This window comes from Streptomyces abikoensis (assembly GCF_014648775.1).
GTDB classification, from domain to species: Bacteria; Actinomycetota; Actinomycetes; order Streptomycetales; family Streptomycetaceae; genus Streptomyces; species Streptomyces abikoensis.
Genome location: NZ_BMRT01000003.1, coordinates 557,487 through 570,043, shown reverse-complemented (window position 1 = coordinate 570,043; position 12,557 = coordinate 557,487). Strand labels below are relative to the sequence as shown.

Genomic DNA, 12,557 nt, shown 5'->3' with positions numbered 1-12,557 from the left:
CAAGGCGTTACCCGAACGGATGAGGTCACCCGGGAGGGACGAAGGCACCCGGGACGCACTGCGCCACACGGGTCTCCTGGCGTAGCGTCGGGGGTCGCCCTCCGCGCCGTGACCCGTCCCGGCCGACCGACCACCCGTACCTCCCCCCCCCAGGACCGGCGACACACGTGAGCTCCTCCTCGTCCCACCAGCGGCCCGCCACGGGCGCGTACCGCCTCGTGCGCACGCCGCCGGGCCCGGTGGTCCCACCCGAGCTGGACGCGAGCCAGCGCGCGGTGGTTGACCACGGGCGGGGACCGCTGCTGGTGCTCGCCGGGCCGGGCACGGGCAAGACGACCACGCTCGTCGAGGCGGTGGCCGAAAGGGTGCGGCGGGGCACCGACCCCGCGCGGATCCTCGTCCTCACCTTCAGCCGCAAGGCGGCCGTCGAACTGCGCGACCGGATGGCCGCCCGGCTCGGCGGCGCCCAGGGCCCGCGGGCCACCACCTTCCACTCCTACTGCTACGCGCTGGTGCGCGCCCACCAGGACGTCGAACTGTTCGTCGAGCCCACCCGGCTGCTGTCCGGCCCGGAGCAGGACGTCATGGTGCGCGAGCTGCTGCAGGGCGAGCTGGAGCTGGGCAAGGAGGGCCGCGGCCGGGTCCGCTGGCCCGACGAGCTGCGCGCCTGCCTGACCACGCGCGGCTTCGCCGACGAGATGCGCGCCGTCCTCGCCCGCAGCCGGGAGCTGGGCCTCGGCCCCGGCGAGCTCGACGCCTTCGCCCGGCGCGCCGGCCGCCCCGACTGGCGCGCGGCCGCGTCCTTCCTCGCCGAGTACCTGGACGTCCTCGACGCGCGCGGCGTCCTCGACTACGCCGAGCTCGTCCACCGCGCCGTCCTCCTCGCCGGGCGCCCCGAGGTCGCCGCCGAGCTGGGCCGGAGCTACGACGCCGTCTTCGTCGACGAGTACCAGGACACCGACGTCTCCCAGGTCCGGCTGCTGCGCGCGCTGGCGGGCGGCGGCCGCACCCTGATCGCCTTCGGCGACCCCGACCAGTCCATCTACGCCTTCCGGGGCGCGGACGTCGGCGGCATCCTCGACTTCCCGCACGCCTTCCCGCGCACCGACGGCTCGCCCGCCCCCGTAGCGGTCCTCAACACCTCGCGCCGCTCCGGCGCCGCCCTCCTCGCCGCCACCCGGCTGCTCACCCACCGGATGCCGCTGACCCGGCTGCCGGCCGCCGCCGTACGCGCCCACCGCGAGCTCGTACCCGTACGGGACGGGGGCCGGGTGGAGGCGTACACCTACCCGACGGCGGGCGCCGAGCTCGACAACATCGCCGACATCCTCCGCCGCGCGCACCTGGAGGACGGCGTCCCCTGGCAGGACATGGCCGTCCTCGTCCGCGCGGGCTCCCGCTCGATACCGTCCCTGCGCCGCGCCCTGACATCGGCGGGCGTCCCCATCGAGGTCGACGGCGACGACATCCCCCTCCGCCACGAGCCGGCGGTGGCCCCCCTGCTGACGGCGTTGCGAGCGGTGGCGGAGTCAACGGCCTCGGCCACAACGGCGCCCGCGACGGATGCCTCAACGGGTGGGCGGGTGGGAGACACCGCGCCGAAGGCGCGGAACTGGCTCACGCCGGAGACGGCGCTGCACCTGCTCTCATCGCCCTTGGGCGGCATGGACGCCGCAGACCTCCGCCGTCTGGGCCGCGCCCTCAGAGACGAGGAGCGCGCCGCAGGCGAACCCGTGCCGCGCCCCTCGGACACCCTCATCGCCGAAGCCCTCGCAGAGCCGGAACGCCTCGTCGCGCACGACCCCGCGTACGCGCGCCCCGCCCAGCGCCTGGGCGCCCTCCTGGCAGGGGCGCGCGAGCTGCTGGCGCGCGGCGGCACGGCCGAGGAAGCCCTGTGGCACCTCTGGGACGGCACCCCGTGGCCCACCCGCCTGCAGCGCGCCGCGCACCGCGGCGGCCCGGCCGGCCGCAACGCCGACCGCGACCTCGACGCCGTCTGCGCCCTCTTCGAGACCGCCGCCCGCGCCGAGGAGCGCACCGGCGGCCGCGGCGCCCTGAACCTCCTCGACGAGCTCGACGCCCAGGACATCGCCGCCGACACCCTCACGCGCAGGGCCGTGCGTCCCGACGCCGTCCGGCTGATGACCGCGCACCGCTCCAAGGGCCTGGAGTGGCGGCTCGTCGTCGTCGCGGGCGTCCAGGAGGGCCTGTGGCCCGACCTGCGCCGCCGCGGCTCGCTCCTGGAGGCCGACCGCATCGGCCGCGACGGCATCGCCGAGCCCCTCGGCGCGGGCGCGCTCCTCGCCGAGGAGCGCCGGCTGTTCTACGTGGCCGCCACCCGCGCCCGCGACCGGCTCGTTGTCACGGCGGTCAAGGCGGCCGCCGAGGACGGCGACCAGCCCTCCCGCTTCCTGACCGAGCTGGGCACCGAGCCCGTCGACGTCACCCAGCGCCCGCGCCGCCCCCTGGCCGTCGCCGCGCTCGTCGCCGAGCTGCGCGCCACCACCGTCGACCCCGCCGCCTCCGCCGCCCTGCGGGCCGCCGCCGCCGAACGGCTCGCCCGGCTCGCCGCCCTGCGCGACGAGGAGGGCCAGCCGCTCGTCCCCGCCGCGCACCCCTACCGCTGGTGGGGACTGCACGAGCCGACCCACAACGAGGTGCCGCTGCGCGACCCGGAACGGCCCGTCACGCTGTCCGGCTCGGCCCTCGGCCAGCTCACCGAGGACGGCTGCTCCCTCCAGTGGTTCCTGGGCCGCGAGGTCAAGGCGGACGCCCCCGCCACCGCCGCCCAGGGCTTCGGCAACGTCGTCCACGTCCTCGCCGACGAGGTCGCCTCCGGCCGCACCCCCGCCGACCTCGCCGTGCTCATGGAGCGCCTGGAGACCGTCTGGGAGTCCCTCGCCTTCGACGCGCCCTGGAAGTCGCGGCAGGAGATGGAGCAGGCCCGCGCCGCCCTGGAGCGCTTCCTGCGCTGGCACGTGATGGAGCGCGCCCGCGACGCCGTCGCCACCGAGCACCCCTTCGACGTCACCCTCAAGGCCCGGCAGTACCAGGTGCGCATCCGCGGCTCCATGGACCGCGTCGAGCAGGACGCCCAGGGCCGGGCGTATGTCGTCGACTTCAAGACCGGCAAGAACGCGCCCTCCGCCAAGGACGTCGAACGCCACCCCCAGCTCGCCGTCTACCAGCTCGCCGTCGCCGAGGGCGCCGTCGACGACGCCTTCGGCGGCGCCCGGCCCCGGCCCGGCGGCGCCGAACTCGTCCACCTGCGCCAGGGCGCGGCGAAGAAGGACGGCGGGGAGACCCTCCCCAAGGTCCAGGCGCAGGAGCCCCTCGACGGCGAATGGATCGGCGAGCTGCTCGCCGAGGCCGCGGGCCGCGTCCTTGAGGAACGTTTCTCCCCCCGCCCCGGCCGGCAGTGCGACCACTGCTCGTTCCGCGCCTCGTGCAGTGCCCGGCCCGAGGGCCGGCAGATCGTGGAGTGAGATGTCAGTGCCTCCCGCTAACGTCACCGGCATGCCCGCGCGCCTGACCGATCCCGAGCAGCTCAAGGAGCTCCTCGGCATCCCCTTCACCCCGGAGCAGACGGCCTGCATCACCGCGCCGCTCGCCCCGCAGGTCATCGTGGCCGGCGCGGGCTCCGGCAAGACCACGGTCATGGCCGCGCGCGTCGTCTGGCTGGTCGGCACCGGGCAGGTCGCGCCCGAGGAGGTCCTCGGCCTGACGTTCACCAACAAGGCGGCGGGCGAGCTCGCCGAGCGCGTCCGCAAGGCCCTGGGGAAGGCCGGGATCGGCCTGGAGCCCGCCGAGGGCGAGACCGGCGGCGAACCCCGGATCTCCACCTACCACGCCTTCGCCGGCCAGCTCCTCAAGGAGCACGGCCTGCGCATCGGCCTGGAGCCCACCTCCCGCCTCCTCGCCGACGCCACCCGCTTCCAGCTCGCCGCCCGCGTCCTGCGCTCCTCGCCGGGCCCGTACCCGGCCCTCACCCGCCCCTTCGCCGACCTCGTCACCGACCTGCTGGCCCTGGACGGCGAACTGGCGGAGCACCTGACCGAACCGGCGGAGCTCCGCGCCCACGACCACGACCTGCTGGAAGCCCTCGGCCGCGCCAAGCTCACCAACGCGGACCTGCGCAAGGTCCCGGAGACGGTGCGCGCCCGCCTGGAGCTCCTGGAGCTCGTCGAGGCGTACCGCGAGGAGAAGCGCTCCCGCGACCTCCTCGACTTCGGCGACCAGATCGCCCGCTCCGCCGAGCTCGCCCGCACCCGGCCCGAGGTGGGCCGCGTCCTGCGCGAGCAGTTCAAGGTCGTCCTCCTCGACGAGTACCAGGACACGTCCGTCGCCCAGCGCCTGCTGCTCGCCGGCCTCTTCGGCGCCGGCACGGGCCACGCGGTGACCGCCGTCGGCGACCCCTGCCAGGCCATCTACGGCTGGCGAGGCGCCTCGGTGGCCAACCTCGACGACTTCCCGGCCCACTTCCCGCACGAGGACGGCCGGCCGGCCCAGCGATATTCGTTGAGCGAGAACCGCCGCAGCGGCGGCCGCCTCCTGGACCTGGCCAACACCCTGGCCGCCCCCCTCCGCGCACGCCACGAGGGCGTCGAGGCCCTGCGCCCGGCCCCGGGCGCCGAGCGCGACGGCGTCGTCCGCTGCGCCCTGCTGCCCACCCACGCCGAGGAGCTCGACTGGCTCGCGGACTCCCTCGCCCACCTCGTCCGCACCGGCACCCGCCCGGGCGACATCGCCGTCCTGTGCCGCACCGCCACCGACTTCGCCGAGATCCAGGCGGCCCTGGTCCGGCGCGACATCCCCGTCGAGGTCGTCGGCCTGTCCGGCCTCCTCCACCTCCCCGAGATCGCCGACCTCGTCGCCGTCTGCGAGGTCCTCCACGACCCCACCGCCAACGCCTCCCTGGTCCGCCTGCTGACGGGCCCCCGCTGGCGCATCGGCCCCCGTGACCTGGCCCTGCTGGGCCGCCGGGCCCGGACGCTCGTCCCCCACGGTCCCACCGGCACCGACCCCGACCGCCGCCTGGCCGAGGCCGTGGAGGGCGTGGACCCCACGGAGACGACGTCCCTGGCCGACGCCCTCGACACCTTCCTGTCGGCCGACCCCGGCGACGACCTGCCCTTCTCCGCCGAGGCCCGCGTCCGCTTCGCCCGCCTCGCGGCCGAGCTCCGCGACCTCCGCCGCGGCCTCGGCGACCCCCTCATGGACGTCCTCCACCGCGTCCTGGCCACCACGGGCCTGGAAGTCGAGCTCTCCGCGTCCCCCCACGCCCTCGCGGCCCGCCGCCGGGAGACCCTCACCCAGTTCCTGGACATCGCCGCCGGCTTCGCCGCCCTGGACGGCGAGGTCACCCTGGCCGCCTTCCTCGGCTTCCTGCGCACGGCCGCGCAGTACGAGAAGGGCCTCGACAGCTCGCTGCCCGGCGGCGAGGACACGGTCAAGATCCTCACCGCGCACAAGTCCAAGGGCCTGGAGTGGGACGTGGTGGCGGTCCCCGGCCTGGTCGCGAAGACCTTCCCCAGCGAGCAGTCCCGCGACTCCTGGACGTCCCAGCCCAAGGTCCTCCCGCACGCCCTGCGCGGCGACGCCGACACCCTTCCCGACGTCACGGACTGGACGGCCAAGGGCCTGACGGCCTTCAAGACGGCGATGAAGGCCCACCAGCACACCGAAGAGCTGCGCCTGGGCTACGTCACCTTCACCCGCCCCCGCAACCTCCTCCTGGGCTCCGGCCACTGGTGGGGCCCGAACCAGAAGCGGACGCGAGGCCCGTCGGAGTTCCTGGAGGCCCTCCGCGAGCACTGCGAGGCGGGCCACGGCGAGATCGAGGCATGGGCGGACGCCCCGGAAGAGGACGCGGAGAACCCGGCACTGACCCGGGAGACGACCCACGCCTGGCCCCTGCCGCTGGACAAGGCCGCCCTGACCCGCCGCCGGGAGGCGGCAGAAGCGGTCCTCGCCCACCTGAAGCACCTGGAAGCGGCCCCGCGCACGCAGACGGCGGAAGGGCGGGGCCGGGGCGGGCAGGGCCCGGCAAGGGACGTAAAGCGTGATTTGCGGCCAAGTGCGGAGCACCCGGTCGAGGAGTGGGCAACGGCCGTAAATCATGCAGTCCCGGAGGGCCCTGCCCGCCCCGGCCCCGCCCGACCCACGACGCACCCGCTGCTCCCCGAGGAGGCCCGCGCCGTCGCGTCCTGGGACCGCGACCTGAACGCCCTCGCCGGCGAGCTCCAGCGCACCCGCGCCAAGGTCCACGACGTCGTCCTGCCGTCCACGCTGACCGCCACCCAGCTGATGCACCTGGCCGCCGACCCCGACGGCTTCGCGAGCGACCTCGCGCGCCCCATGCCGCGCCGCCCCCAGCCCGCCGCCCGCCGGGGCACCCGCTTCCACGCCTGGCTGGAGTCCCGCTTCGAGGCGCTCCCCCTGCCGTTCCTGGACCTGGACGACCTGGACGACCTGGACGACCTGGCCCCGGACGGGCTCCCCCGCGTCCCCGAGATCACGGACGAGCAGGACCTGGCCGAACTCAAGGAGGCATTCCAGCGCACCCCGTACGCGAACCGCACCCCGTACCGGGTGGAGGCCCCCTTCCAGCTCACCCTCGCGGGCCGCGTGATCAGGGGCCGCATTGACGCGGTGTACCGCGAGCGGAACGCCGAACACGACACGTACGAGATCGTCGACTGGAAAACGAGCCGCACCCGGACCGCCGACCCCCTCCAGCTGGCGATCTACCGCCTGGCCTGGGCCGAGCAGCAAGGACTGCCGCTCTCCTCCGTGACGGCCGCGTTCGTGTACATCCGCGACGGCGAGAAGGCGATCCCGCCGGGCCTGCCGGACCGGGCCGGGCTGGAACGGATCCTCCTGGGGGAGGACGTGTGACGAAACCCGGTCCTGGTCGCCCCGCGTGTCCGGATAGGCTCGATGGCATGAGCACTGCCCCGGACAACGCCGTCCGCGCGTACATCGACGTGCACCGCACCGCTTTCCTCGCCGACCTGGCCGAGTGGCTGCGCATCCCTTCCGTGTCGGCCGACCCGGCCAACGCGGCCGATGTGCGCCGCAGCGCCGAGTGGCTGGTGGCGAAGCTCAAGGAGACGGGCTTCCCGACGGCGGAGATCTGGGAGACGGGAGCCGGGAAGGGCGCCCCCGCCGTGTTCGCGGAGTGGCCCTCCGGCGAGGAGGACGCCCCCACGGTCCTGGTCTACGGCCACCACGACGTCCAGCCCGCCGCCCGCGAGGACGGCTGGCACACGGACCCGTTCGAGCCGACGACGATCGACGGCCGGCTGTACGCGCGCGGCGCGGCCGACGACAAGGGCCAGGTGTTCTTCCACACCCTGGGCGTCCGCGCCCACCTGGCGGCCACCGGCCGCACCGCCCCGGCCGTCAACCTCAAGCTGATCGTGGAGGGCGAGGAGGAGTCGGGCTCGCCGAACTTCCCCGCGCTGATCGCCGCCCACGCGGACCGGCTCGCCTGCGACGCCGTGATCGTCTCGGACACGGGCATGTGGTCGGAGGACACCCCGACGGTGTGCACGGGCATGCGCGGCCTGGCCGAGTGCCAGATCGACCTGTACGGCCCGGACCAGGACATCCACTCCGGTTCCTTCGGCGGCGCCGTGCCCAACCCGGCCACGGAGGCCGCCCGCCTGGCGGCCGCCCTGCACGACGAGGACCGCAGGGTGACGATCCCGGGGTTCTACGACGGGGTCGTGGAGCTGACCGACCAGGAGCGCGAGCTGATCGCCGAGCTGCCGTTCGACGAGAAGCGCTGGCTGCGTGCCGCGCACTCGCACGGCACCCTCGGCGAGGCGGGCTACAGCACCCTGGAGCGGGTGTGGGCCCGTCCGACCGCCGAGGTCAACGGCATAGGCGGCGGCTACCAGGGCCCCGGCGGCAAGACGATCGTCCCGTCGTCGGCCCGGCTGAAGCTGTCCTTCCGGCTGGTCGCGGGCCAGGACGCCGACCGCGTCCAGGAGTCCGTGCGCGACTGGGTGGCGGCCCGCCTCCCGGAGGGCGGCGGCATCCGCCACGAGATCACGTTCACCGGCTCGACCCGCCCCTGTCTGACCCCGCTGGACCACCCGGCGCTCCAGTCGGTCGTACGGGCCATGACCAAGGCGTTCGGCCAGAAGATCCGCTTCACGCGCGAGGGCGGCTCGGGCCCGGCGGCGGACCTCCAGGACGTCCTGGGCGCCCCGGTGCTGTTCCTCGGCATCTCGGTGCCGTCGGACGGCTGGCACGCGCCGAACGAGAAGGTCGAGCTGGACCTCCTCATGAAGGGCGTGGAGACGGCCGCCCACCTGTGGGGAGACCTGGCCGCGACGGCCCGCACGGGCACCGGCCCCGCCGGCGCCTAGGCGCCGTGCGAGGGCCCGCGCCCCATACGCACGAACACTGTCAAGAGGGGGAGTTGGAAGCAGCCGTGACCACCTGGACCGAATTCACCGCCACCCGGCCCGACACGCTCGACGTCGCACTGAGCGGCGCGAGCGGCATCGACCGTGCCGCGCACCACCGTCTGGACGAGGCGTGGCTCGCCGCCGCGTGGAGCCACCCCACGACGCGGGTCTTCGTGGTCTCCGGCGGTCAGGCGCTGATCGACGACACCCCCGACGGCCGCACCGAGCTGGTGATGACGCCCGCCTTCGAGGCGCCGGTCACCGAGACCCACCGCTACTTCCTCGGCAAGGACGAGGACGGCGTGGCCTACTTCGCGCTCCAGAAGGACGCGCTGCCCGGCCGCATCGACCAGTCCGCGCGCCCGGCGGGCCTGCGGGAGGCCGGTCTGCTGCTGTCCCCGCGCGACGCGGGCCTGCTGGTCCACGCCGTGGCCCTGGAGAACTGGCAGCGGCTCCACCGCTTCTGCTCGCGCTGCGGCGAGCGCACGGTGATCGCGGCCGCGGGCCACATCCGCCGCTGCCAGGCCTGTGGCGCCGAGCACTACCCCCGGACCGACCCGGCCGTGATCATGCTGGTCACGGACGAGAAGGACCGGGCCCTGCTGGGCCGCCAGATGCACTGGCCCGAGGGCCGCTTCTCGACGCTCGCGGGCTTCGTGGAGCCGGGGGAGTCCATCGAGGAGGCGGTGCGCCGGGAGGTCGCCGAGGAGGCGGGCGTCGTCGTCGGCGACGTGGAGTACATCGCCAGCCAGCCGTGGCCGTTCCCCTCCAGCCTGATGCTGGGCTTCATGGCCCGCGCGACGTCCTCGGACATCCAGGTGGACGGCGAGGAGATCCACGAGGCGCGCTGGTTCTCCCGGGACGAGCTGCGGGCCGCGTTCGAGAGCGGGGAGGTCCTGCCTCCGACCGGCATCTCCATCGCGGCCCGCCTGATCGAGCTCTGGTACGGCGAGCCGCTCCCGTAGGGGAGCGCCGCCACCAGGCGCCGGCGCCCGTGGGCGTCAGGCGCTGATCTTCGCCTTCACCTGCGCCAGTGAGGGGTTGGTGAGCGTGGAGCCGTCGGCGAAGAGCACGGTGGGGACCGTCTGGTTCCCGCCGTTCGCCTTCTCCACGAAGGCCGCCGACTCGGGGTCGAGCTCGATGTTGATCTCGTTGTAGGCGATGCCCTCGCGGTCCAGCTGGGTCTTCAGACGGCGGCAGTAGCCGCACCAGGTGGTGCTGTACATCGTCACGGTGCTCGGCATGCGACCCGCGCTCCTTCTTCCTCGGGGGAGATTCCGGAGGAAGAACGCACACCTGCGGCCCGGCATTCCCGACCGTTCCCGACGCATCGCGGTATTAGTACGACCGGTCTGCCCCACCTGTGGACGACATTCCCGGTCGCCCCGCCGGACCTGGCAGCATGGCGGGGTGACAGCAGCAACGCACTCCACTCTCTTCCCCCAGGTGCCGGACTCGGCCGGCGCGGTGCTCGACGGGCTCGACCCCGAGCAGCGCGAGGTCGCCATGGCCCTGAGCGGGCCGGTGTGCGTGCTGGCCGGCGCCGGTACGGGCAAGACCCGTGCGATCACCCACCGCATCGCCTACGGCGTCCGGTCCGGTCTGCTCCAGCCCGCGAGTGTGCTCGCCGTCACCTTCACCAACCGGGCGGCGGGCGAGATGCGCGGGCGGCTGCGCCAGCTGGGCGCGGGCGGGGTCCAGGCCCGTACGTTCCACTCGGCCGCGCTGCGCCAGCTCCAGTACTTCTGGCCCAAGGCGGTCGGCGGCGAGCTGCCCCGGCTGCTGGAGCGCAAGGTCCAGGTGGTGGCGGAGGCGGCGGCCCGCTGCCGGATCCGGCTCGACCGCAACGAGCTGCGCGATGTGACGGGCGAGATCGAGTGGGCGAAGGTCACCCAGACCGTCCCCGAGGACTATCCGGCCGCCGCCGCCAAGACCGGCCGGGAGGTCCCTCGGGATCCCGCCGAGATCGCCCTGGTCTACGGGACGTACGAGCAGCTCAAGCGCGAGCGCGGCGTGATCGACTTCGAGGACGTGCTGCTGCTGACCGTGGGCGTCCTCCAGGACCGGCACGACATCGCCGAGACCGTCCGCCGCCAGTACCAGCACTTCGTGGTCGACGAGTACCAGGACGTCAGCCCGCTCCAGCAGCGGCTGCTGGAGCTGTGGCTGGGCGACCGCGACAATCTGTGCGTGGTCGGTGACGCCAGCCAGACGATCTATTCGTTCACCGGCGCCACCCCCGACCACCTGCTGAACTTCCGCGTCCGGCATCCGCACGCCACCGTCGTCAAGCTCGTCCGGGACTACCGCTCCACCCCCCAGGTGGTCCACCTGGCCAACGGGCTGCTGGCCCAGGCCCGCGGCCGGGCCGCCGAGCACCGGCTGGAGCTGGTCTCCCAGCGCCCCGCCGGCCCCGCCCCGGTCTACGGGGAGTACGCGGACGAGCCCGCCGAGGCCGAGGGCACCGCCCGCCGGGTCCGGGAGCTGATGGATTCCGGGGTGCCCGCGAGCGAGATCGCGATCCTCTATCGCGTCAACGCCCAGTCCGAGATCTACGAGCAGGCCCTCGCCGACGTCGGGGTGCCCTACCAGCTGCGCGGCGCCGAGCGCTTCTTCGAGCGCCCCGAGGTGCGCGAGGCCGGGCTGCTGCTGCGGGGCGCGGCCCGGGCCGGCGGCCACTCCGACCCCCAGCTGGCCGGTGTGGACGACGTGCCCTCCCAGGTGCGCGCCGTGCTCGGCACGCGCGGCTGGAAGCCCGAGCCCCCGGCGGGCTCGGGCGTGGTCCGGGACCGCTGGGAGTCCCTGGCGGCCCTGGTGCGCCTCGCGGAGGACTTCGTCCGGGCCCGCCCGGCGGCCACCCTCGCCGACCTGGTCGCCGAGCTGGACGAGCGGGCGAGCGCCCAGCACGCGCCCACGGTGGAAGGAGTGACGCTCGCCTCACTGCACGCTGCCAAGGGCCTGGAGTGGGACGCCGTCTTCCTGGTGGGGCTCACCGAGGGCATGATGCCGATCACCTACGCCAAGACCGACGAGCAGGTGGAGGAGGAGCGCCGGCTGCTCTATGTCGGCGTCACCCGGGCCCGGGTCCATCTGTCGCTGTCCTGGGCGCTGTCCCGGACCCCGGGCGGCCGGCCCTCCCGGCGGCCCACCCGCTTCCTCAACGGCCTGCGGCCCGGCTCGGCGGCCGTGCGCCCGGCCTTCTCCGGTGCGGCCGGCCAGGGGGGCGTCGAGCGCGGCGCCGGGGCGGTGCGCAAGCGGCGCGGCTCCGCCCGGTGCCGGGTCTGCGGCCGGACGCTGACCGACGCGGGCGAGATCAAACTGATGCGCTGCGAGGACTGCCCCTGCGAGCTCGACGAGGCGCTCCACGAACGGCTGCGCGACTGGCGGGCCGAGCAGGCCCGCCTGCTGGGCCAGCCCGTCTACTGCGTCTTCACCGACAAGACGCTCCTCGCGATCGCCGAGGCCGTTCCGGGAACCGAAGCGGAGCTCGCGCGCATCTCAGGAGTCGGAGGACGGAAGCTCGGGAAGTTCGGGGCCGACGTTCTCGCCCTGTGCGCGGGCGGTGATCCGGGCTCGGCGGATGTGTCCCCGGACACCTCCCAAGAAACTCCGGAAAAATAGTTTGCGCGTGTGGAGGCAGTGCCCATAGCCTTCCGAGCAGGGAAGCGACGGGTTCTTTCAGGATCCGTTGGGTCCGTGCTGTACTGAAACCGAAGACTTGACCGTGTCACAGCGGTCCCCGAGACGCCGAGAGGAGGCGGAGACAATGATCAGCTTTATGGCCAGCGACAAAATGACCGATCGCCAGATCGGCTCCGCCGTCATGCTCGGCTTCCTCGGCTCCTTCCAGGGCACCGGTCTGTCCGGCGCCACCCAGGTCGTCACCCCGGTCCGGCCGGAACAGCGACCGACCAAGGGATCCGAGGTAAGGGCAGCAGCTGAGGCGCAGGCCTCCCAGGCCTATGCCCTCGCGACGGCCGCCAATGGCGCCGGATCCCTGAACGCAGCGCACCACCTTCCCAAGACGTGGGCCTTCCGTGGGCTCAAACCCTGGAGAGATCCAGCCTGATCGGCATGATCAGGTCGGCACCTTCCAGGGCCGCGGAACCCACACCGGGATCCGCGGCCCTTTTGTTT

At 74.1% G+C, this 12,557-nt stretch carries 7 protein-coding genes; 6 read left to right on the top strand and 1 reads right to left on the bottom strand.

Annotation, left to right across the window (positions count from 1 at the left end; all coding sequences use genetic code 11):
- Positions 1-167: 167 nt before the first annotated feature.
- The 4 genes from IE096_RS12820 to nudC all read left to right on the top strand — a co-directional run bounded on the left by IE096_RS12820 (position 168) and on the right by nudC (position 9,385).
- Positions 168-3,485 (top strand): ATP-dependent helicase, encoded by a 3,318-nt coding sequence (locus IE096_RS12820; protein WP_189451547.1) that lies wholly within the window; start codon positions 168-170, stop codon positions 3,483-3,485.
- Between the two features lie 31 nt (positions 3,486-3,516).
- Positions 3,517-6,897, top strand: a complete 3,381-nt coding sequence (locus tag IE096_RS12815) for an ATP-dependent helicase (protein ID WP_189451546.1) — start codon at positions 3,517-3,519, stop codon at positions 6,895-6,897.
- A gap of 47 nt (positions 6,898-6,944) precedes the next feature.
- Complete coding sequence (locus tag IE096_RS12810) at positions 6,945-8,378, top strand: dipeptidase (RefSeq protein WP_189451545.1); 1,434 nt, start codon at positions 6,945-6,947, stop codon at positions 8,376-8,378.
- Positions 8,379-8,443: 65 nt separating this feature from the next.
- A complete protein-coding gene (gene nudC / locus IE096_RS12805; RefSeq protein ID WP_189451544.1) occupies positions 8,444-9,385 on the top strand; it encodes an NAD(+) diphosphatase in 942 nt (313 codons plus the stop codon).
- A 36-nt stretch (positions 9,386-9,421) separates the two neighbouring features.
- Here the strand turns inward: nudC and IE096_RS12800 are convergent, their stop codons facing one another.
- A complete protein-coding gene (locus tag IE096_RS12800; RefSeq protein ID WP_189451543.1) occupies positions 9,422-9,664 on the bottom strand; it encodes a mycoredoxin in 243 nt (80 codons plus the stop codon).
- A 166-nt stretch (positions 9,665-9,830) separates the two neighbouring features.
- Between IE096_RS12800 and IE096_RS12795 the strand changes: the two genes are divergently transcribed.
- Entirely contained in the window at positions 9,831-12,041 is a 2,211-nt protein-coding gene (locus IE096_RS12795) for an ATP-dependent DNA helicase UvrD2 (RefSeq protein ID WP_308430339.1), read from the top strand.
- 145 nt (positions 12,042-12,186) lie between these two features.
- The gene (locus tag IE096_RS12790; RefSeq protein WP_229820133.1) at positions 12,187-12,489 is read left to right on the top strand and encodes a hypothetical protein; all 303 of its coding nucleotides are present in this window, start codon (positions 12,187-12,189) and stop codon (positions 12,487-12,489) included.
- The last annotated feature ends 68 nt before the right edge of the window (positions 12,490-12,557 follow it).

What these genes read in the sequence shown, in the direction of transcription:
- IE096_RS12815 (WP_189451546.1), top strand. Translation starts at nt 3,517, where the DNA reads ATGCCCGCGCGCCTGACCGATCCCGAGCAGCTCAAGGAGCTCCTCGGC.
- IE096_RS12810 (WP_189451545.1), top strand. Translation starts at nt 6,945, where the DNA reads ATGAGCACTGCCCCGGACAACGCCGTCCGCGCGTACATCGACGTGCAC.
- IE096_RS12800 (WP_189451543.1), bottom strand. Translation starts at nt 9,664, where the DNA reads ATGCCGAGCACCGTGACGATGTACAGCACCACCTGGTGCGGCTACTGC.
- IE096_RS12790 (WP_229820133.1), top strand. Translation starts at nt 12,187, where the DNA reads ATGATCAGCTTTATGGCCAGCGACAAAATGACCGATCGCCAGATCGGC.